Genomic DNA, 19,301 nt, shown 5'->3' on the forward strand with positions numbered 1-19,301 from the left:
CGCCGGCGCTGCTCCCGGGGCAGGCCCGCTCGGTCTGGCCTAGTCCTCGGGGAGCGGGCGGGCGTGCGGGGTGACACGGGCGCCTGGGGTCACCCGGACGATGGTGATCAGGCGGTCGGTGAGCTGGAGGTCGCCGATGGAGGAGTCGTCGTAGCCGAGCACCCGGTGTCCGCGCACGACGCTCACCACCAGGTCGTCCGTCTCGCGCGGCGAGCGGCCCACCTCGGCCCTTACGACCGGGCGTTCGACGATGTCCAGGCCGCTGCCCTGCTGGATCAGGTCCTCCATGACCATGCCGGCCGCGGGGCTGAGCACGGACAGGCCGAGCAGCCGGCCGGCCGCGCCGGAGCTGGTGATGACGGCGTCGGCGCCGGACTGCTTGAGCAGCGGGGCGTTCTCCTCCTCGCGCACGGCCGCCACGATCTTCGCGCCGCGGTTGAGCTGGCGGGCGGTCAGGGTGACGAGCACGGCGGTGTCGTCGCGCTGCGGGGCGATGATGATCTGCCGGGCCCGGTGCACCTCGGCCCGCTTGAGCACCTCACTGCGGGTGGCGTCGCCTATGACGCCCGCGAACCCCTCGGAGGTCGCCGCGTCGATCGCCTTGGAGCTGGGGTCGACCACCACGACCTGCTCCTTCTTCAGCCCCGTGGTGCAGACGGTCTGGATGGCCGAGCGGCCCTTGGTGCCGAAGCCGATGACCACGGTGTGATCGCGCAAGGTGGACCTCCAGCGGTTCAGGCGCCATTCCTCCCGGGTGCGTTCGGTGAGGACCTCCAGCGTGGTGCCGACCAGGATGATCAGGAACAGCACGCGCAGGGGCGTGATGACGAAGATGTTGGTGAGCCGGGCGCTGTCGCTGACCGGGGTGATGTCGCCGTATCCGGTGGTGGAGAGGGTGACGGTCGCGTAGTAGAACGCGTCGAGGAAGTCGACCGAGCTGTCGGAGTTGTCGCTGTAGCCCGCGCGGTCGGCGTAGACGACCAGCGCGGTGACCACCAGCACCGCGAAGGCCATGAGCAGCCGTTTGACGACCTGGCGGATCGGACGCTCCACCACTTTCCTCGGGAGTCTCACCCGATGGGTCACCAGATGTTCGTCCGCCTGGCGGGCGATGGCGTCATGGCCCGGAAGTTTCACGTGAAACACACCCCGATACCGGCCGCCGCCCACGGCAGGTCGAGCAGTTCCGCCTCCTCCCCCTGCCGGGCGCCGCCCGGTGGCACGACGGCCAGTGCGTCTGCGGCGGCGATACCGCGCAGCATGGCGGGGCCGTTGTAGTGCAGCGGGACGGCGTGGTCGCCGCGCAGCACCACCGGGATGAGCCGGGTGTCGTGCGGGTGCCCGTGCACGGCCTCCCTGAGCGCCAGCGTGTACGGCTCCGGGGCGGGGCGGGCGGCGAGGGTGCGCAGCAGCGGCTCGGCGAGCGTGAGCAGGCCGGAGACGGCCGCGAGGGGGTTGCCGGGCAGGCCGACGAGGTGCTGGTCCTCCTTGGTGCGGGCCAGCAGCATGGGGTGGCCGGGGCGCACCTTGACGCCGTCGACGAGGAGTTCGGCGCCCATGCGGTCCAGGGTGGGGTGCACATGGTCGACCGGTCCGGCCGCGGTGCCGCCGGTGGTGACGACGAGGTCGGCGGTGGAACCGGTGAGTGCCTTGCGCAGCGCCCTGGCGTCGTCGCCCAGCCTGCGTACGGCGGTGACCTCGGCGCCGAGCGCGCGCAGCCAGGGCGGCAGCATCGGGCCGAGCGCGTCCCGGATCAGCCCGTCGTACGGGCGCCCTTCGGTGAGCAACTCGTCGCCGAGGACCAGGACTTCGACGCGGGGGCGGGGGACGGCCGTGACGGTGTCGTATCCGGCCGCCGCGGCCAGGCCCAGGACGGCGGGGGTGACGAGGGTGCCGACGGGGAGGAGCTGGTCGCCGCTGCGGCATTCCTGGCCGCGGGGGCGGATGTCCTGGCCGTGGACGACCTCCCGGGTGGCGTGCAGCCGTCCCTGGGCGTCCGTGCGGCCGTGTTCGGTGCGCAGGACGGCGGTGGTGTCGGCGGGGACGCGGGCGCCGGTCGCGATGCGGACCGCCTCGCCGTCGGTCAGCGCGGCGGGCTGGGCGTGTCCCGCGAGCACGCCCTCGTCCCTGACCTCCCAGGGGCCGGGTCCGGCGACCGCCCAGCCGTCCATCGCGGAGGTGTCGAAGGAGGGCAGGTCGGTGAGCGCGTCGAGCGGCGACGCGAGCACCAGGCCGAGGGCGTCGGCGAGGGGGACGGAGACGGGGGTGCGGCGGCTGCCCGAGCGGGCGGCCCGGGCGGCGATGTCGCGGGCCCGGGGCCAGGGCGTGGCCCTGTGCCGCTCGTGCCGTCGCTCGGCGCGGACGGGCGTGGGCACGGGTGCGTCGCCGTCGTCCTTCGGTTCCCTCACGAGGGCCAGGGCCTCCTCGACGTCCAGGTCGTCGGCGTCCGCCGCGGGCGCCCCCGCCCGGGTACCCGGGGCGGTCATCCGGCGTCCGGACCGGGGTTGCCCGCACCGTCGGCGGCGTTCTCCCGCTCCCAGCGCACGGCCAGCGCGGCGGCCTTGCGGGCGGCCTCGGCGACCGCCTCCGGGCCGCCTCCGCCCTGGGCCGCGGCGTAGCCGACGAGGAAGGTGGTCAGGGGCGCGGCGGGCCGGTCCACGCCGTGGGCGGCGTCTCGGGCCAGGTCGAGCAGGCCGCGGATGTCGACGTCCAGGTCGATGCCCAGTTCGTCCTTGACTGCGGAGATCCATTCATCCAACACGTGCCCATGCTCCCTGATGCGTGCCCTGGCGTTGACGAGGTCGTCCCAGGTGTCGCAGTCGAAGGACGCGAGCGGGTCCGGGACGCGGGTGAGTCGGAGGGCGCCCGTCAGCCGGCGCAGGGGCAGGCCGGTGAGGCCGCCCGGCGTGGTGGCGAGGGCGGCCAGTTCGCGGCGCAGCGCGGCGGTGCGGTAGGCGGCGACGAGCGGCTGGTCACGGCCGTCGGCGTCGGTGAGCAGCGCACCGTCGGCGCCCGTCTCCCGCAGCGCGGTCAACAGCCGGTCCAGTGCGGCCGTTTCGAGGAACGGCAGGTCGGCGGAGAGGACGACCGCCTGCGCGGCGGTGGTGAGCCGCAGTCCGGCCTCCAGCGCGGCGACGGGCCCGGCGCCGGGCGGGTCCTCGCGTGTCCAGCGCACCGGGCGGGAGGTCGGCCGGGGACCGGCGACGACGACGGTCGTGGCCGCGCCGGCGCAGGCCGCGAGCACCCGGTCGAGGAGAGCCCGGCCGCCGACCCGCAGTCCGGGCTTGTCGGCCCCGCCGAGCCGCCGGGCGGCCCCGCCCGCCAGCACGACGGCGTCGTACGGTGCGGCGGCCCCGATGGCGGCGGGAGCGTTCTCGGTCACCCCCCGAGTATGCGGGCCCCGCTGATCACAGGGAACCGAGGATCGGTGTCGCACCGAGGAGGTGAGCCGCACCGCGCGGGGAACGCCCGGGTGCGGCGTCCCCCGCGGTCTCGCGTCGGGTCACAGGGTGCGCAGCAGCACCGCCGGTTGTTCCACGCAGTCCGCGACGTACCGCAGGAAGCCGCCCGCGGTGCCGCCGTCGCACACCCGGTGGTCGAAGGTGAGCGAGAGCTGGACGACCTGGCGCACGGCCAGTTCGCCCTCGTGCACCCACGGCTTGGGGACGATGCGGCCGACGCCGAGCATGGCCGCCTCGGGGTGGTTGATGATCGGGGTGGAGCCGTCGACGCCGAAAACGCCGTAGTTGTTCAACGTGAAGGTGCCGCCGGTGAGTTCCGCGGGGGTCAGCGTCCCGGTCCGGGCCGCCTCGGTGAGCCGGGCGAACTCGGCGGTCAGCGACTCGGCGTCGCGGGCGTGGGCGTCCCGGACGACCGGCACGACCAGGCCGCGCTCGGTCTGCGCGGCGAAGCCGAGGTGCACCTGGTCGAGCCGGACGACCTCGCGGGCCTCGGTGTCGACGTAGGAGTTCAGCTCCGGGTGGCGGGCCAGGGCGGCGGCGCAGATCCGGGCGAGCAGCGCGATGAGGGAGATCTTCGGTGTCCCGGCCGCGTTCATCGCGGCCCGCGCGCGCATGAGTTCCGTCGCGTCGGCGTCGACCCAGCAGGTGGCGTCGGGGATCTCCCGGCGGCTGCGGGACAGCTTGTCCGCGACGATGCCCCGAACGCCCTTGAGCGGGGTGCGGACGCCGTCGCGGACGGGGGAGACGCGGGCGGCCGGTGCCTGCGGCGCGGGGGCCGGCGCGGTCCTGGCCCGCAGCGCGCCCTCGACGTCGGCCCGCAGGATCAGCCCGTCGGGGCCCGATCCGGCGAGCTGCCGCAGGTCCAGGTCGTTGTCCCGGGCGAGCCGGCGCACCAGCGGGGAGATCACCGGGACGGGTCCCGCGACGGGCGCGGGTGCGGCAACCGGTGCGGCAACCGGTGCGGCGACAGAGGCGGGGGCGGCCGGGGCGGGCTGTTTCACCGGCCCGCCGGCGGCCGCGGTGCGCACCCTGCGGCGCCGCGCCGGCGCCTCGGAGGTGCCGTAGCCGACGAGGACGTTGCCCGATCCCCCGCTGTCGCCCTCCGTGTCCGGGGCGGTCCCGGAGCCCACCGCGACCGTCAGCAGCGGGGCGCCGACGGGCAGTTCGGTGCCCTCCTCGCCGAAGCGGGCGGTGACCACGCCACCGTAGGGGCAGGGAACCTCGACCATCGCCTTGGCCGTCTCGACCTCGACGACCGGCTGGTCGATGGCGACGACGTCGCCGACGTTCACCAGCCAGCGGACGATCTCCGCCTCGGTGAGCCCCTCACCGAGGTCGGGCAGCTTGAACTCCAGAACCTGTGCCATCAGCCCTCGGCCTCCCACTGCAGGCGCGCCACGGCGTCCAGGATGCGGTCGACGCCGGGCAGGTGGTGCCGTTCCAGCATCGGCGGCGGGTAGGGGATGTCGAAGCCGGCCACGCGCAGCACCGGGGCCTCCAGGTGGTGGAAGCAGCGCTCGGTGACACGGGCGGCGATCTCGCCGCCGGGGCCGCCGAATCCGGTCGACTCGTGCACGACGACCGCGCGACCGGTGCGCCGCACGGACGCGCAGACCGTCTCGTCGTCGAACGGCACCAGGGAGCGCAGGTCGACCACTTCCAGGTCCCAGCCCTCGGCCCGGGCGGCCTCGGCGGCCTCCATGCAGACCGGCACGGACGGGCCGTAGGTGAGGAGCGTGGCGCTGCTGCCGGCCCGCCGGACCACCGCGCGCCCGATCGGTTCCACGTCCGTCGGCTGCTCGGGGTTCCAGGCGTCCTTCGACCAGTAGAGGCGCTTGGGCTCCAGGAAGACGACCGGGTCGTCGGAGGCGATGGCCTGGCGCAGCAGCCCGTAGGCGTCGGCGACGGTCGCGGGCGTGACCACGTGCAGACCCGGGGTGGCCATGTAGTAGGCCTCGGAGGAGTCGCTGTGGTGCTCGACGCCGCCGATGCCGCCGCCGTAGGGGACACGGACGGTGATCGGCAGCGGCATCCTGCCGCGGGTGCGGTTGCGCATCCGGGAGACATGGCTGATCAGCTGCTCGAACGCCGGGTAGGCGAACGCGTCGAACTGCATCTCGACGACCGGGCGCAGGCCGTACATGGCCATGCCGACGGCGGTGCCGAGGATGCCCGCCTCCGCGAGCGGGGTGTCGGTGCAGCGGTCCTCGCCGAACTCCTTGGCGAGCCCGTCGGTCACCCGGAAGACACCGCCGAGGGTGCCGACGTCCTCGCCCATGACGTGCACGGAGGGGTCGGCGGCCATCGCGTCGCGCATCGCGCGTGTGAGGGCCTGCGCCATGGTGGCGGGCTTGACGGCGACGGTGGTCATCGCAGGCCGCCTTCCTGGTCGCCCTGCTCCGCCTCGAGCTCGGCGCGCAGCAGGGCGCGCTGCTCGCGCAGCTGTGCGGTGTTCTCGGCGTAGACGTGGTCGAAGAGGTCCATGGGGTTCAGTTCGGGGTCCCGGTTCATGCGCTCCCGCAGGTCGGCGGCCATCTCCTCGGCGTCCTTCCGGGCGGCCTCGAGACCGGCCTCGTCGAGCAGGCCGCGCCCGGTCAGCTCCCGCTCCAGCAGCTGGATCGGGTCGTGGGCGCGCCATGCCTCGACCTCGGCGTCGCCGCGGTAGCGGGTGGCGTCGTCCGCGTTGGTGTGGGCGTCGACGCGGTAGGTCACCGCCTCGACCAGGGTCGGGCCGCCGCCCGAGCGTGCGCGCCGCACGGCGTCGCTGAGCACCTCGTGCACGGCGATCGCGTCGTTGCCGTCGACCAGCCGGCCCGGCATGCCGTACCCGACGGCCTTGTGGGCCAGGGAGGGCGCGGCGGTCTGCTTGGCGAGCGGGACGGAGATGGCGAAGCCGTTGTTCTGCACCAGGAAGACCACCGGCGCCTGCCAGACGGCCGCGAAGTTCAGGGCCTCGTGGAAGTCGCCCTCGCTGGTGCCGCCGTCGCCGACCATGGCGAGCGCGACCACGTCGTCGCCCTTGATGCGGGCGGCGTGCGCGAGACCGACGGCGTGTGGGAGCTGGGTGGCGAGCGGGGTGCTCAGCGGGGCGACCCGGTGCTCGTAGGGGTCGTAGCCGGTGTGCCAGTCGCCGCGCAGCAGGGTGAGCGCCTCGACCGGGTCGACGCCCCGGGCGACCACGGCGAGCGTGTCGCGGTAGCTGGGGAAGAGCCAGTCGCGCTCGTCCAGGGCCAGCGCGGCGGCGACCTCGCAGGCTTCCTGACCGGTGCTGGAGGGGTAGACGGCCAGACGGCCCTGCTTGGTCAGCGCGGTGGCCTGCGCGTTGTAGCGGCGGCCGCGCACCAGCTGAGCGTGCAGTCGGCGCAGCAGGTCCGGGTCGGCCTCCGCCGCCGCCTCGGTGCCGAGGACGCGGTAGGGCTCGGCGTCGGGCAGCAGCGGCGCGGGGTCCATACGGGGCTGCCAGGCGGGCGGCGGCGAGGGCTGGTAAGCGCCTCGCTGCTCCATGACCGTCATGACGGCACCTCCTCGTGGGAGCGGCTACGGGAGGCGCGTCGGCTGTGACTCGCCTCACCAACCGATTGTTCGGTCGTCGGCACATTTTGGCTACAGGCCCCGCCAGGCTGTGGACAAACGGTTCTCCACAACCTGCAATGAACGCAGGACGTCCACGGCGATGAAGCGGGGGGACATGGCAGCTGAACAAATGGCCGACGGGCCGCAGGACGGAGCCGTCCTGCCGGCCCCGCGTCCGCTGGACGCGATCGACCAGGACATCCTGAAAATCCTCCAGGCGGACGGACGCGCCTCGATACGGTCCGTGGCCGAACGGGTGCACGTCTCCCGCGCGAACGCCTACGCGCGCATCAACCGTCTGGTCGAGGACGGGGTGATCCGGGGGTTCAGCGCCCGCGTCGACCACGAGCGGGCGGGGCACGGGACGTCGGCGTACGTCACGCTCAAGATCGTCCAGAACACCTGGCGCACGGTCCGCGAGCAGCTCAGGCAGCTGCCCGGCGCCTCCCACATCGCGCTGGTGGGCGGCGACTTCGACGTGCTGCTGCTGGTGCACACGCCCGACAACAGGGCGCTGCGCGAACTGGTGCTCACCCGCCTCCAGGCCATCCCCGAGGTGCTCAGCACCCGCACGCTGCTGGTGTTCGAGGAGGAGGACCTGGAGCCGGAGGCCTGAGCCGCGGGGAGCGGTACCGCTTACCCGCACGGCGGCGGTGGCCGTCAGCCCCGTGCCTCCTCGCGGCCGCGGGCCTCAGGCACTCCGCTCTCCCGCGACCGCGACCGCGGGCCCTCAGCCCTGCCGCAGGCCCGCGAAGGCCAGGAGGACCACCGCGTCGGCCACCTCGCGGCCACTGGCGCCCCGGGTGTCCGGCCGGTACCACTCCACGACGGAGTTGATCATCCCGAAGACCAGCCGGGTGGCCAGGCGCACCTCGACGTCGCCGCGTATGTCGCCGTCGGCGGCGGCGGCCTTCAGCAGCTCCGCGACCCGGTGGTCGAAGTCGCGGCGCCGCTCCAGCGCCCAGCGCTCGGTCTCGGTGTTGCCGCGCACCCGCAGCAGCAGCGTCACGTAGGGCAGCTCGGACATGAGCACCTCGACCGTGCGCCGCACGACGTGCTCCAGCCGGTCCGCGGCGCGCCCCGTGCGCGCGGGCTCCTCCTCCAGGATGCCGAACAGGCCGTCGAGCGCCCGGCTGACCGCCCGGCGCAGCAGCTCCTCCTTGCCGCTGACATGGTGGTAGATCGAGGACTTGGAGATGCCGGCCGCCCGGGAGAGGTGCTCCATGGAAGTGCCGTCGTAGCCACGCTCGTTGAAGACCCGCACCGCGACCGAGAGCAGCGTCTCGGGGGTGTACGTGTCGCGCTTGGCGGTGGTCATGGGGTGCTCTCCCGCTTGTCGGTGGCGTACGCGTGACGGTAGAGCGCGAGGGACGGTGCGTACCGGCCGCAGGGGTCGCGCAGGTGCAGGTCGTCCAGCAGGTCGTAGGCCCAGCCGCGGCCGAGCCTGCGGCTCCACTCGAAGGGGCCGAGCGGGTAGTTGACCCCCAGGCGCATCGCGGTGTCGACGTCCTCCTCGGTGGCGACGCCCTTGGCGACGGCGTCGTGCGCGAGGTCGACGATCCGGGCGACCGTGCGGGCGACGATCATGCCCGGGACGTCGCCGATGACGCTGACGTCCTTGCCGAGCGCCTGGAACAGGCCGATGGCCTCGGCGAGGGTCTGCGGCGAGGTGTCCTGGGAGGCCGACAGGGCGATGCGGGTCGCCTTGCGGTAGTCGAGGGCCAGGTCGAAGTAGACGACGTCCCGGAACTCCACGGACGTCTGGCCGTCGGCGAGAGCCAGCTGGCCGCCGCTGGGCAGCACCAGCCGGGTGCCGTTGTCCTCGTCGTCCTCGCGGACCTGGATGCCCGCCTCGCGGAGCATCGGGAGCAGGCCGGCGGCGGGGCCGAGATCGCCCTCGACGGTGACATGGGCCGGCGGCCGCTCCTTGTCGGCGGTGTGCGGCTCGGGGCGTTCGGCGCCCTCGGCGTAGTCGTACCAGCCGTGTCCGCTCTTGCGGCCGTGCCGCCCGGACTCCACCAGCCGGCGCTGGGCGAGCGAGGGCGTGAAGCGGACGTCCTGGAAGAAGGACTGCCACACCGAGTGGGTGACGGACTCGTTGACGTCCTGCCCGATGAGGTCGGTGAGCTCGAAGGCGCCCATCCGGAAGCCGCCGCACTCGCGCAGCACCGCGTCGATGGTGGCCGGGTCGGCGGCCTGGGCCTCGTAGACCGCGAAGGCCTCGGCGTAGAACGGCCGGGCGATGCGGTTGACGATGAAGCCGGGGGTGTCCGCGCAGGCCACCGGCGTCTTGCCCCAGACGCGGGCGGTCTCGTACGCGCGCGTGGCCGACGTGACGTCGGTGGCGAACCCGGAGACGACCTCGACCAGCGGCAGCAGCGGGGCGGGGTTGAAGAAGTGCAGGCCCACGAAGCGGCCGGGGTTGCGCAGCGCGCCGCCGATGGCCGTCACCGAGAGGGACGAGGTGTTGGTGGCGAGCAGGCAGTCGTCGGCGACGAACTCCTCCAGCTCACGGAAAAGCCGCTGCTTGACGTCGAGGCGCTCCAGGACGGCCTCGACGACCAGCGCGCAGTCGGCCAGGTCGGAGAGTTCGGCGGCGGGCGTGAGCCGGGCGCGGGCCGCGTCCCGCTCGGCGGCGGTGAGCCGGTCCTTGGCCACGAGCCGGTCCAGGCGGGCGCCGATCGCTTCGGCCGCCGCCCCGGCGCGTCCGGGGACCGCGTCGTAGAGCCGCACGGGGTGGCCGGCCACCAGCGCGACCTGGGCGATGCCCTGGCCCATGGTGCCGGTGCCGACGACGGCCACGGGGCTGCTGAGGTCGAGTGCTGTCATGTGCGCGATCCTCCCGCACGGCGTTGTCCACAGATGCGGCGGACCCCCTTGTCCCGACCGATCGTTCGGTTACTCTAGCTCTGACCGTCCCATCCCGCTGCTCTTTACGCCAGGTCGTGAACTCGAGGAAGAGTTCACCAGACGAGGAGTTGGTCCCGCATGGCCGCCGAACTGACCGCGCACGAGCTCATCGCGAAGCACCGGCCCACTCTCGACCAGGCGCTCGAGGCGATCCGCACGCGCGCGTACTGGTCCCCGCATCCCGAGCACCCCAAGGCCTACGGCGAGCACGGCAGCCTGGACGCGGCGGCGGGCAAGGCCGCCTTCGACGCCGTCCTCGGCACCCGCCTCGACCTCGGCCAGCCCGGCACCGACGACTGGGTGGGCGGCGAGGTCTCGCCGTACGGGATCGAGCTGGGCGTGACCTACCCGCACGCGGACATCGACGTGCTGCTGCCCGCCATGAAGGCCGGACAGCGCGCCTGGCGGGACGCGGGCGCGGAGATCCGCGCGGTGGTCTGCCTGGAGATCCTCAAGCGGATCAGCGACCGGACGCACGAGTTCGCGCACGCCGTCATGCACACCAGCGGTCAGGCCTTCATGATGGCGCTCCAGGCGGGCGGCCCGCACGCGCAGGACCGCGGCCTCGAGGCGGTGGCGTACGCGTACGTGGAGCAGGTCCGCACCCCCGACACGGCGGAGTGGACCAAGCCGCAGGGCAAGCGCGACCCGCTGGCGCTGAGCAAGGCGTTCACGCCGGTCCCGCGCGGCATCGGCCTGGTCATCGGCTGCAACACCTTCCCGACCTGGAACGGCTACCCGGGCCTGTTCGCCTCCCTGGCGACCGGCAACGCGGTCCTGGTCAAGCCCCACCCGCGCGCGGTGCTGCCGCTCGCCCTCACCGTGCAGGTCGCCCGCCAGGTGCTCACCGAGGCCGGCTTCGACGCGAACCTGGTCGCGCTGGCCGCCGAGCGCCCCGGCGAGGGCGTGGCCAAGACGCTCGCCACCCGGCCCGAGATCGGGATCATCGACTACACCGGCTCGACCTCCTTCGGCGACTGGCTGGAGGCCAACGCCCGCCAGGCGCAGGTCTACACCGAGAAGGCCGGCGTCAACACGGTCGTCGTGGAGTCGACGGACGACTACAAGGGGATGCTCTCCAACCTGGCCTTCTCGCTGTCCCTGTACAGCGGCCAGATGTGCACCACCCCGCAGAACCTGCTGATCCCCCGCGACGGCATCCGCACCGAGGCGGGCCCCAAGACCTTCGACGAGGTGACCGCCGACCTCGCGCGCGCGGTCGACGGCCTGCTCGGCGACGACGCCCGCGCCAACGCCCTGCTCGGCGCGATCGTCAACCCGGACGTGAAGGCGCGCCTCGAGGCGGCGGCCGGCCTCGGCGAGGTCGCCCTCGCCTCCCGGGAGATCACCAACCCGGAGTTCCCGGGCGCGGTCGTCCGCACCCCCGTGATCGTCAAGCTGGACGGCGCCAAGCCGGACGCCGAGGCCGCCTACATGAGCGAGTGCTTCGGCCCCGTCTCCTTCGCCGTCGCCGTCGACTCGGTGACCGACGCGCTGGAGCTGCTGCGCCGCACGGTCCGCGAGAAGGGCGCCATGACGGTCGGCGCCTACACCACGGACGCCGAGGTCGAGCGGGCCGTCGAGGAGGTCTGCCTGGAGGAGGCCGCCCAGCTGTCGCTCAACCTGACCGGCGGGGTGTACGTGAACCAGACCGCGGCCTTCTCCGACTTCCACGGCTCGGGCGGCAACCCGGCGGCGAACGCGGCCCTCACCGACGGCGCCTTCGTGGCCAACCGCTTCCGGGTGGTGGAGGTCCGCCGCCAGGCCTAGGACGGCGTGGGTGCGCCCCCGGCGGTGACACTCCAGTGGTACAGCGTCATGGCCACGCTCGTGGCCAGGTTGTAGCTGGAGACCTGGGGGCGCATCGGCAGCCGCAGCAGGCGGTCGGCACGCGCGCGCAGCTCGGCCGAAAGGCCGGTGCGCTCCGAGCCGAAGGCCAGCACGGCGTCGTCCGGCAGGACGGTGCCCCGGATGTCCTCGCCCTCCGGATCGAGGGCGAACAGCGGCCCGGCGGGCAGTTCCTCGACGTCGAGCCGTTCCACGACGGTCGCGAAGTGCAGCCCCGCCCCGCCGCGCACCACCGCGGGGTGCCAGGGGTCCAGGGTGCCCGTGGTGACCACCCCGGTCGCCCCGAAGCCCGCGGCGAGCCGGATCACCGCCCCGGCGTTGCCGAGGTTGCGCGGGTTGTCGAGGACCACGACCGGCGTGCCGCGGGGCGTGCGGGCGAGCACCCGCAGCTGCGCCTCGCGGGAGGGCCGTACGGCCAGCGCGGCGACACCCGTCGGATGCGGGCGCGGCACGAGCGAGGCGTACGTCCGGTCCGGCACCTCCGTCAGCAGCGCGTCCAGCCGGTCCCTGACGTCGTCGGCCAGTTCCCCGGCGAGGGCCAGCGTCGACCGCCGGTCGGTGGTGACCGCCACCGGGACCCGCGCGCCGAAGCGCAGCGCGTGCTTGAGCGCGTGGAAGCCGTCGAGCAGCACGGCACCGTCGGCGTGCTCGCGCCAGCGGGTCACGGGGTCGGTCATGCGGTGAACCCTACGTGGCCCCGCGCACCCTCCTCCGGCGAGCGCGGCGCCGGCAGCGCCCCGTCGCCGTCACCGTCGTCGCCGTCACCGTCACGCTTGCCGTCAGGGTCGAGGCCGCGGTCGCGGTCGCCGTCGCGGCCACGGGTGCCGTCACCGCGCCCGGTCAGCCGGTCGCGCGCCCGTGCCGCCAGGCCGCCGAGCAGGAGCAGGAAGGACGTCGGCAGGAAGACCGCGTCGGCGGTGATCATCGCCAGCGAGAAGAACGGCAGTCCGAGGACGACCGCGATCACGGCGTGCTCGGTCATCATCAGCACCAGCAGGACGTTCTTGACCCGCCGGTTGAACAGGGTGAAGGGGAAGGCGACCTGCACCATCACGGTCCCGTAGGTCACGATCATCATGATCGTGCCGCTGGACGACATCAGATCGGCGAGGCCGGGCCACGGCGAGAAGTAGTCCAGGTGCAGCGGGTAGTACACGGCCGTGCCGTCCTGCCAGCGCGACCCCTGGATCTTGTACCAGCCGGCGGTGGCGTAGATCAGGCACGCCTCCGCCATGATCACGCACAGGGCGCCGTTGTGCAGGACGTTGGCGATCACGTCCAGCAGGACCCGCGACTCCCGGGCTCGCTCCAGGCGCTGGACCGCTGCCCAGAGGCCGAGACCGGCCCACGCCGTCCACAGCAGCACCGGCACCAGCAGGTCGCCGTCGAACCGGCCCGTCAGCGTCACACCGCCGAGCGCCAGACCGAGCACCGCCCACAGCACGGGGCCCGCCCGGTCGGCACGCACCCGCTCCCCGCGCTCGCGCGCCGCCTCCCGGCGGGCGGCCCGCCGGGCGTCCAGCGACCACACCCCGCCGCACCGCGTGAACACCAGGTAGATCGACATCAGGTGCAGGACGTTGTCGCCGCCGTCCCCGACGAAGACGCTGCGGTTCTGCAGCGACAGGACGCCCACCATGAACAGCAGGGACGCGGTGCGGGTGCGCCAGCCCAGCAGCAGCGCCGCGCTGGAGAGCATCGCCAGCAGGTAGAAGACCTCGAACCAGGCCTGTCCGCCGGACCACATGAGGGCGGTGAAGGCGTGGTTGTCGGAGGTGAGCTGCCGGGCGAGGTCCCAGCTCCACGGGCCGTCGGGACCGTACAGCTCCTGGCGGTGCGGGAACTCGCGCAACAGGAAGAGCAGCCAGGTCCCGGCGAAGCCGATGCGGATCACAGCGCTCTGGTACCGGCCGAGCGGCGACTCGGTCACGCGGGCGATGGCCCGCGACAGGGTCAGGGAGAGACGGTTCACCGCACACCTCCCGCGGCCTCGTCGGCGCTCACCGTCCACCAGGGGAGCACACGGTAGACGGGCTTGTCGGAGATCTTCTCCTGACTCCACGCGGGCGGCTGCACGTTCGTGGTGGTGGAGCGGACCTGCACACGCCGTACGACGCCCTCGCGGCGGATCATGTCCTCACCGTTCAGGCGCATCACGACTATCCGGCGCACGTACTGCTCGGACAGCGCGCCCCGCATGCCGATGGGCCGGTTGTCCGCGCCGTGCGTGGCGACGAAGAAGTCCCAGCCGCGCCGCAGCTCGTTCTGCTGGGTGTGGCTCGGCACCAGGTTGCCGTCGATGTCGGCGCCGTCCTGCGCGGAGAGGTCGTACCAGCCGGTGGTGAACAGGCCGCCGTCCTTCGTCCGCAGTTCGGCGCGGACCTGGACGGCGATGTTCTGCTGCAGCGGGTTCGGGGCGAACAGCTTCCAGTTCTGCTCGAACTCCGGGTACACCCACTCCTCTATCGCCTTGCCGTGCTGCTTCGTCACCGTGTTCGCCGGCGCGACGCTCAGGAACACCATGGCCAGGTGCACACACGCGGTGACGGCCACCACGGCGAGCGCCACCGCGGCGCCGACCTGGTAGCGGGGGGAGAGGGCGGCGACCCCGGTACGGGGCGCGGCCGCGACGGTCACCTGCTCGGGAGACGGTGGACCACCGGCATCGCCGGGACCGGGACCACCGGGATCGGCATCCCCCGGGGCGTCGGAGTCACGTGGATCGCCGGGACCGGCATCGCCGGGGGCTTCGGAGTCACGGGGATCGCCGGAGTCACCGGCGTCATGGGAACCGCCGAGGCCACCGGGGGCGCCCGGGGCACGGAGGTCACCCGGGCCGCCCGGCCCGGCAGGGGCCCGTGAGTCCTCGTCGTACGCGTCCATTGCGCCCGTCCCCCGCTTCCAGTCGGTCGTCCCGGCCCCGTCACCGGCGCCCCGCTCGTCCCGAGCGCCACTCCTCGGCGCTCGCACGGAACGGTACTCAGCCCCGGCCGCCCAGCGCAGCCCCGGGTACGGCACCGTGCGGTGGCCCTCGCCACGCCGCACCGCCCGTGGCGGTGGGCCGGCACGAACGTACTCGATACGGCCCGCGCCGCCCTTCCCGTTCCCTTCTTCTAGAACCTGTTCTATCTTGACGGCCCGTCGGACGAACTGTCAGACGCACCGTCAGATCACCGGAGCGCCGGGAGGACAGGGTCGTGGACTTCACCTTCAGTGAGGAGCAGTTGGCGGCAGCCGAGGCGGCACGGGGGGTGTTCGCCGGGGTGGCACCGGACGCGGTGCCCAGCCCCGCGCTCACCACCGGCGCCGTGGCCGAGGGCTTCGACCGGGAACTGTGGTCCCGGCTGGCCGACGCCGATCTGCTCGGTCTGCTGCTCGACGAGCGTTACGGCGGCGCGGGTCTCGACGCCATCGCGCTGTGCCAGGTGCTGCGCGAGTCCGCGAAGGTGCTGGCCCGGGTGCCGCTGCTGGAGCACAGCGCGGCCCTCGCGACCCTGCAGACCTACGGCGGCGCGGAACTGGCGCAACGACTGCTGACCCCGGCGGGACGCGGCGAGCCGGTGCTGACGGTCGCCGCCCACGGCCGCACCGGGCACGACCCGGCGGGCCTCGCCGTCACCGCGCGCCGGGACGGCCGGGACTGGCTGCTGGACGGGACGCAGACGGCGGTTCCCTGGGCCTTCGACGCGGACCTCGTCCTCGTGCCGGCGCACACCGACGCCGACCGGACCATGCTCGCACTGGTCCCCCGCGGACAGGCCGGACTGGAGCTCGCCGAGCAGATCTCCACCAGCGGGGAGCGGCTGGCCGAGCTGCGGCTGCGGTCCGCGCGGATCGAGGCGGGCCACGTGATCGAGGCCGCGGGCGCCTGGGAGTGGCTGCACGCGCTGCTGGCCACCGGCACCTGCGCGCTGGCCCTCGGCCTCGGTGAACAGGTGCTGCGGATGACCGGTGACTACACCGGCAAGCGGGAGCAGTTCGGGTATCCGATCGCGACCTTCCAGGCGGTGGCCGTCCAGGCCGCCGACCGGTACATCGACCTGCGCGCCATGGAGGCCACCCTCTGGCAGGCCGCCTGGCGGATCGCCTCCGGCGCACCGGGAGCGCTGCCCGCCGCCGGAGACGTCGCCGTGGCGAAGATCTGGGCGGCGGAGGGCGTACGCCGGGTGGTGCAGACGGCACAGCACCTGCACGGCGGGTTCGGCGCGGACACCGACTACCCGCTGCACCGGTACCACGCCTGGGCCAAGCAGCTGGAGCTGTCGCTCGGCCCGGCGGCGGCGTACGAGGAGACCCTCGGCGACCTGCTGGCAGCCCACCCGCTCAGCTGACCGGCGTCCGGTGCCGCCCGGGGCCGGTTGCGGACGTGGTCCTCCGCCGTGCGGCGCCCGGCACGCACTGCCGCCCCTCGGGCGGCGAGGCCACGTTCGCAACAGGCCCTAGACGACCGCGCCCGGTGCCCCGCCGTCGGTGATCACCGGTCGGCCCGCGGCCTGCCAGATCTGCATGCCGCCGTCGACGTTCACGGCGTCGATGCCCTGCTGGATCAGGTACATGGTCACCTGCGCCGAGCGGCCGCCGGAGCGGCAGATGACGTTGACCCGGCCGTCCTGCGGGGCGGCCTCGGTCAGCTCGCCGTAGCGGGCCACGAACTCGCTCATGGGGATGTGCAGCGCCCCTTCGGCGTGGCCGGCGTCCCACTCCTCGTCCTCGCGGACGTCCAGCAGGAAGTCGCCGTCCTTGAGGTCCGTGACCTCGACCGTGGGCACACCAGCTCCGAAACTCATGTCCCCGACGCTACCCGAAGCGGGGCCGGTCTCAGTCCTGCGCCAGCAGGCCCGCCAGCTCGGCCTCCCGCTGTGCGATGTCGTCGTGCAGCCGGCCCGCGATCTCGTCGAGCAGGCCGTCGGGATCGTCCGGGGCGAGCCGCAGCATGCCGGCGACCGGACCGCCCTCCAGCTCGCGGGCGACCAGGGTGAGCAGTTCCTTGCGCTGGTCGAGCCATTCCAGCCGGGCGTACAGCTCCTCGGCGCGGCTCGGGCGCCGCGCGGGCGGCACGGGGCCCGCCGCCCACTCGTCGGCCAGTTCCTGGAGGAGCTTCTCGTCGCCGCGGGCGTAGGCGCCGTTGACGCGGGTGATGAACTCCTCGCGCCGCTGCCGTTCCTCTTCCTCCTGGGCGAGGTCGGGGTGGGCCTTGCGGGCCAGCTCTCGGTAGAGCCGGCGGGCCTCCTCGCTGGGCCGCACCCGCTGGGGCGGCCGCACCGGCTGGTCGGTGAGCATGGCGGCGGCCTCGGGGAACAGGCCGTGCCCGTCCATCCAGCCGTGCAGCAGTTCCTCCACGCCGGGGATGGGCAGGACGTGGGCGCGGGCCTCCTCGGCCCGGCGGATGTCCTCCGGGTCGCCGGTGCGGGCGGCCCTGGCCTCGGCGATCCGCGCGTCCAGTTCCTCGATCCGCGAGTACAGCGGACCGAGTTTCTGGTCGTGCAGCCGGGAGAAGTTCTCGACCTCGACGCGGAAGGTCTCCACGGCGATCTCGTACTCGATCAACGCCTGCTCGGCTGCCCGCACGGCCTGTTCCAGCCGTTCCTCGGGCCGCGGTGCCTGGGACTGCTCAGCTTCCGGGGTGGTCACCCGCCCAGCGTAGGCCACGGCCGGAAGCGGTCGGCCGGAGACGGTCGCTCACCCGGCCGGAAATCCGGGCCCGGGAACCCGGCCGCCGAGCCTCCCGCCGCCGCGCTCCCCCTCTCCGCCCTCCCCACCGGCGAGGAGGGGAGGCAGGGGAGAAGCGCTGGAGCGGGCGGCCTCCGAAGGAGGGAGCGGCCCCCGGAGGGGGAAGCGGCCGCCGGACGGGGAAGCGGCCGCCGGAGGGGGAGCGGCCCCCGGAGGGGGAGCGGCCGCCGTCACACCCCCATCTCGGCCGCGATCCGCCCCGACCGCACCGCTGCGACCAGCTCCGCGTGATCGGCCTCGGTGCGGTCGGCGTAGGCCACGGCGAAGTCGGCCAACGCCTCGTCCAGCTCCTCGTTCTTCCCGCAGTAGCCGGCGATCAGGCGCGGGTCGGCGCTGTGCGCGTGGGCGCGGGCCAGCAGGGCCCCGGTCATCCGGCCGTAGTCGTCGACCTGGTCGGCGGCGAGCGCGGCCGGGTCGACGCTGCCCTTGCGGTTGCGGAACTGGCGCACCTGGAAGGGCCGGCCGTCGACCGTGGTCCAGCCCAGCAGGATGTCGCTCACGACCTGCATCCGCTTCTGGCCGAGGACCACCCGGCGGCCCTCGTGCTCCGCCGCCGGCGTGCCGAAACCGGCCGTGGCCAGGTGCGGGACGAGCGCGGAGGGCCGGGCCTCCTTCACCTGGAGCACCAGCGGCTCCCCACGGTGGTCGAGGAGCAGCACCACGTAGGACCGGGTGCCGACGCTGCCGGTGCCGACGACCCGGAAGGCCACGTCGTGCACCGCGTGCCGGGCCAGCAGCGGCGGGCGGTCCTCGGAGAGGGTGGCCACGTACGGCTCCAGGGACGCGGCCACCGCGGCGGCCTCGGCGTCGGGTATGCGGCGGAGCACCGGAGAGGCGTCGACGAAGCGGCGGCCGCCGTCCGCGGTCTCCTCCGTGGACTTCGCCGCGAAGCGGCCGCTGGTGTTGGCCCGGGCCTTCTCCGAGACCCGCTCCAGCGTGCCCAGCAGGTCGTGGGCATCGGCGTGGGAGACCAGCCGCTCGTCCGCGATGGCGTTCCAGGCGTCCAGCACCGGCAGCTTGGCCAGCAGCCGCATGGTGCGCCGGTAGGCGCCGACGGCGTCCTGGGCGGCCCGGCGGCAGGTGTCCTCGTCGGCGCCCGCCTCCCGCCCGGCCAGCACCAGCGAGGCGGCGAGCCGCTTCAGGTCCCACTCCCAGGGGCCGTGCACGGTCTCGTCGAAGTCGTTGAGGTCGATGACCAGGCCGCCGCGGGCGTCACCGTACAGACCGAAGTTGGCCGCGTGCGCGTCGCCGCAGATCTGGGTGGTGATCCCGGTCGTCGGGGTGCGCGCCAGGTCGTGGGCCATGAGGCCGGCCGAGCCGCGCAGGAAGGCGAAGGGGGTGGCGGCCATCCGGCCCACCCGGATCGGCGTCAGCTCGGGGATGCGGCCGGCGTTGGACTCCTCCACCGCGGCGACCGCGCCCGGGCGGGAGCCGTCCGGGTCGAGCGTGCGGTGGGCGTCGCGGGGCACGCTCGACCTGAGCGCCTTGCCCTCCTTCTTGGGCGAGCCCTGCGGCGGCCACTCGGCGAACCCCCGCACCCGCGGCAGCCGAGGTGCCACCGCCCGCTCGCCCGACTCCGCCACATCCACCACACCGGCTCCGGTCATCACGACCGCCTCCCCCGAACACGTACTGGTACGAACGCCGGGCCGAAGCCCAACTCGTGCAGACCGTACCGCCGGTGACCGAAACGCGTCAGACCCTGTGGACAACTCGGCGCATGTGGAGAACTCGGTGCCCCGGATCGCTCCGACCGCCCCCGCACCCTTGGGCCGTGAT

17 protein-coding genes are annotated in these 19,301 nt (G+C 73.8%); 3 read left to right on the top strand and 14 right to left on the bottom strand.

The window, feature by feature from the left end; genetic code table 11:
- Nucleotides 1-39: 39 nt before the first annotated feature.
- The 6 genes from V7E45_RS11135 to pdhA all read right to left on the bottom strand — a co-directional run bounded on the left by V7E45_RS11135 (nt 40) and on the right by pdhA (nt 6,974).
- Entirely contained in the window at nt 40-1,137 is a 1,098-nt protein-coding gene (locus V7E45_RS11135) for a potassium channel family protein (protein ID WP_333773940.1), read from the bottom strand.
- The gene (locus V7E45_RS11140; protein WP_333773941.1) at nt 1,134-2,486 is read right to left on the bottom strand and encodes a molybdopterin molybdotransferase MoeA; all 1,353 of its coding nucleotides are present in this window, start codon (nt 2,484-2,486) and stop codon (nt 1,134-1,136) included. The genes V7E45_RS11135 and V7E45_RS11140 overlap by 4 nt, the downstream gene beginning before the upstream one ends.
- Nucleotides 2,483-3,382, bottom strand: coding sequence for an NTP transferase domain-containing protein (locus tag V7E45_RS11145; RefSeq protein WP_333773942.1), 900 nt, complete (start codon nt 3,380-3,382; stop codon nt 2,483-2,485). The genes V7E45_RS11140 and V7E45_RS11145 overlap by 4 nt, the downstream gene beginning before the upstream one ends.
- Nucleotides 3,383-3,502: 120 nt before the next feature.
- Nucleotides 3,503-4,828 carry a dihydrolipoamide acetyltransferase family protein gene (locus tag V7E45_RS11150; RefSeq protein WP_333773943.1) on the bottom strand — a complete coding sequence of 442 codons (1,326 nt, stop codon included), beginning with the start codon at nt 4,826-4,828 and terminating at the stop codon, nt 3,503-3,505.
- Nucleotides 4,828-5,832, bottom strand: coding sequence for an alpha-ketoacid dehydrogenase subunit beta (locus V7E45_RS11155; RefSeq protein ID WP_333773944.1), 1,005 nt, complete (start codon nt 5,830-5,832; stop codon nt 4,828-4,830). The genes V7E45_RS11150 and V7E45_RS11155 overlap by 1 nt, the downstream gene beginning before the upstream one ends.
- Nucleotides 5,829-6,974, bottom strand: a complete 1,146-nt coding sequence (pdhA, locus tag V7E45_RS11160) for a pyruvate dehydrogenase (acetyl-transferring) E1 component subunit alpha (RefSeq protein ID WP_333773945.1) — start codon at nt 6,972-6,974, stop codon at nt 5,829-5,831. Before pdhA ends, V7E45_RS11155 begins: the two co-directional genes overlap by 4 nt.
- Nucleotides 6,975-7,164: 190 nt before the next feature.
- On the opposite strand from pdhA, the gene V7E45_RS11165 reads away from it, so the two are divergent.
- A complete protein-coding gene (locus V7E45_RS11165) occupies nt 7,165-7,650 on the top strand; it encodes an Lrp/AsnC family transcriptional regulator (protein WP_333773961.1) in 486 nt (161 codons plus the stop codon).
- Between the two features lie 114 nt (nt 7,651-7,764).
- Here the strand turns inward: V7E45_RS11165 and V7E45_RS11170 are convergent, their stop codons facing one another.
- Both V7E45_RS11170 and V7E45_RS11175 read right to left on the bottom strand, forming a co-directional pair.
- Nucleotides 7,765-8,352, bottom strand: coding sequence for a TetR/AcrR family transcriptional regulator (locus V7E45_RS11170; protein ID WP_333773946.1), 588 nt, complete (start codon nt 8,350-8,352; stop codon nt 7,765-7,767).
- Nucleotides 8,349-9,863 carry a 3-hydroxyacyl-CoA dehydrogenase gene (locus tag V7E45_RS11175; RefSeq protein WP_333773947.1) on the bottom strand — a complete coding sequence of 505 codons (1,515 nt, stop codon included), beginning with the start codon at nt 9,861-9,863 and terminating at the stop codon, nt 8,349-8,351. The genes V7E45_RS11170 and V7E45_RS11175 overlap by 4 nt, the downstream gene beginning before the upstream one ends.
- Before the next feature lie 159 nt (nt 9,864-10,022).
- Between V7E45_RS11175 and paaN the strand changes: the two genes are divergently transcribed.
- Entirely contained in the window at nt 10,023-11,714 is a 1,692-nt protein-coding gene (paaN, locus tag V7E45_RS11180; RefSeq protein WP_333773948.1) for a phenylacetic acid degradation protein PaaN, read from the top strand.
- Here paaN and V7E45_RS11185 read toward each other — a convergent pair.
- From V7E45_RS11185 to V7E45_RS11195, 3 genes are read right to left on the bottom strand one after another with little or no spacing between them, the layout of a single operon-like run.
- Nucleotides 11,711-12,469 (bottom strand): TrmH family RNA methyltransferase, encoded by a 759-nt coding sequence (locus V7E45_RS11185; protein WP_333773949.1) that lies wholly within the window; start codon nt 12,467-12,469, stop codon nt 11,711-11,713. The two genes, paaN and V7E45_RS11185, sit on opposite strands and share 4 nt — an antisense overlap.
- A complete protein-coding gene (locus V7E45_RS11190; protein WP_333773950.1) occupies nt 12,466-13,764 on the bottom strand; it encodes an HTTM domain-containing protein in 1,299 nt (432 codons plus the stop codon). Before V7E45_RS11190 ends, V7E45_RS11185 begins: the two co-directional genes overlap by 4 nt.
- Complete coding sequence (locus tag V7E45_RS11195) at nt 13,761-14,675, bottom strand: DUF5819 family protein (protein ID WP_333773951.1); 915 nt, start codon at nt 14,673-14,675, stop codon at nt 13,761-13,763. Before V7E45_RS11195 ends, V7E45_RS11190 begins: the two co-directional genes overlap by 4 nt.
- Nucleotides 14,676-14,989: 314 nt before the next feature.
- Between V7E45_RS11195 and V7E45_RS11200 the strand changes: the two genes are divergently transcribed.
- Nucleotides 14,990-16,123: an acyl-CoA dehydrogenase family protein gene (locus V7E45_RS11200; RefSeq protein WP_333773952.1), complete on the top strand. Its 1,134-nt coding sequence runs from the start codon at nt 14,990-14,992 to the stop codon at nt 16,121-16,123.
- 108 nt (nt 16,124-16,231) lie between these two features.
- On the opposite strand, the gene V7E45_RS11205 is transcribed toward V7E45_RS11200, so the two are convergent.
- The 3 genes from V7E45_RS11205 to V7E45_RS11215 form a co-directional block, all read right to left on the bottom strand.
- Nucleotides 16,232-16,561, bottom strand: a complete 330-nt coding sequence (locus tag V7E45_RS11205; protein ID WP_333773962.1) for a rhodanese-like domain-containing protein — start codon at nt 16,559-16,561, stop codon at nt 16,232-16,234.
- A 49-nt stretch (nt 16,562-16,610) separates the two neighbouring features.
- On the bottom strand, nt 16,611-17,423 hold the full coding sequence (locus tag V7E45_RS11210) for a hypothetical protein (RefSeq protein ID WP_333773953.1): 813 nt from the start codon (nt 17,421-17,423) through the stop codon (nt 16,611-16,613).
- A gap of 269 nt (nt 17,424-17,692) precedes the next feature.
- A complete protein-coding gene (locus V7E45_RS11215; RefSeq protein ID WP_333773954.1) occupies nt 17,693-19,129 on the bottom strand; it encodes a DUF2252 domain-containing protein in 1,437 nt (478 codons plus the stop codon).
- Nucleotides 19,130-19,301: the final 172 nt, after the last annotated feature.

Origin of the sequence: Streptomyces sp. IBSBF 3136 (assembly GCF_036815105.1) — a bacterium.
In the GTDB taxonomy this organism is placed as follows: Bacteria; Actinomycetota; Actinomycetes; order Streptomycetales; family Streptomycetaceae; genus Streptomyces.

Coding starts and splice junctions, on each gene's coding strand:
- V7E45_RS11140 (WP_333773941.1), bottom strand. CDS start 2,486: ATGACCGCCCCGGGTACCCGGGCGGGGGCGCCCGCGGCGGACGCCGAC.
- V7E45_RS11150 (WP_333773943.1), bottom strand. CDS start 4,828: ATGGCACAGGTTCTGGAGTTCAAGCTGCCCGACCTCGGTGAGGGGCTC.
- V7E45_RS11155 (WP_333773944.1), bottom strand. CDS start 5,832: ATGACCACCGTCGCCGTCAAGCCCGCCACCATGGCGCAGGCCCTCACA.
- pdhA (WP_333773945.1), bottom strand. CDS start 6,974: ATGACGGTCATGGAGCAGCGAGGCGCTTACCAGCCCTCGCCGCCGCCC.
- V7E45_RS11165 (WP_333773961.1), top strand. CDS start 7,165: ATGGCCGACGGGCCGCAGGACGGAGCCGTCCTGCCGGCCCCGCGTCCG.
- V7E45_RS11170 (WP_333773946.1), bottom strand. CDS start 8,352: ATGACCACCGCCAAGCGCGACACGTACACCCCCGAGACGCTGCTCTCG.
- V7E45_RS11175 (WP_333773947.1), bottom strand. CDS start 9,863: ATGACAGCACTCGACCTCAGCAGCCCCGTGGCCGTCGTCGGCACCGGC.
- paaN (WP_333773948.1), top strand. CDS start 10,023: ATGGCCGCCGAACTGACCGCGCACGAGCTCATCGCGAAGCACCGGCCC.
- V7E45_RS11185 (WP_333773949.1), bottom strand. CDS start 12,469: ATGACCGACCCCGTGACCCGCTGGCGCGAGCACGCCGACGGTGCCGTG.
- V7E45_RS11195 (WP_333773951.1), bottom strand. CDS start 14,675: ATGGACGCGTACGACGAGGACTCACGGGCCCCTGCCGGGCCGGGCGGC.
- V7E45_RS11215 (WP_333773954.1), bottom strand. CDS start 19,129: ATGACCGGAGCCGGTGTGGTGGATGTGGCGGAGTCGGGCGAGCGGGCG.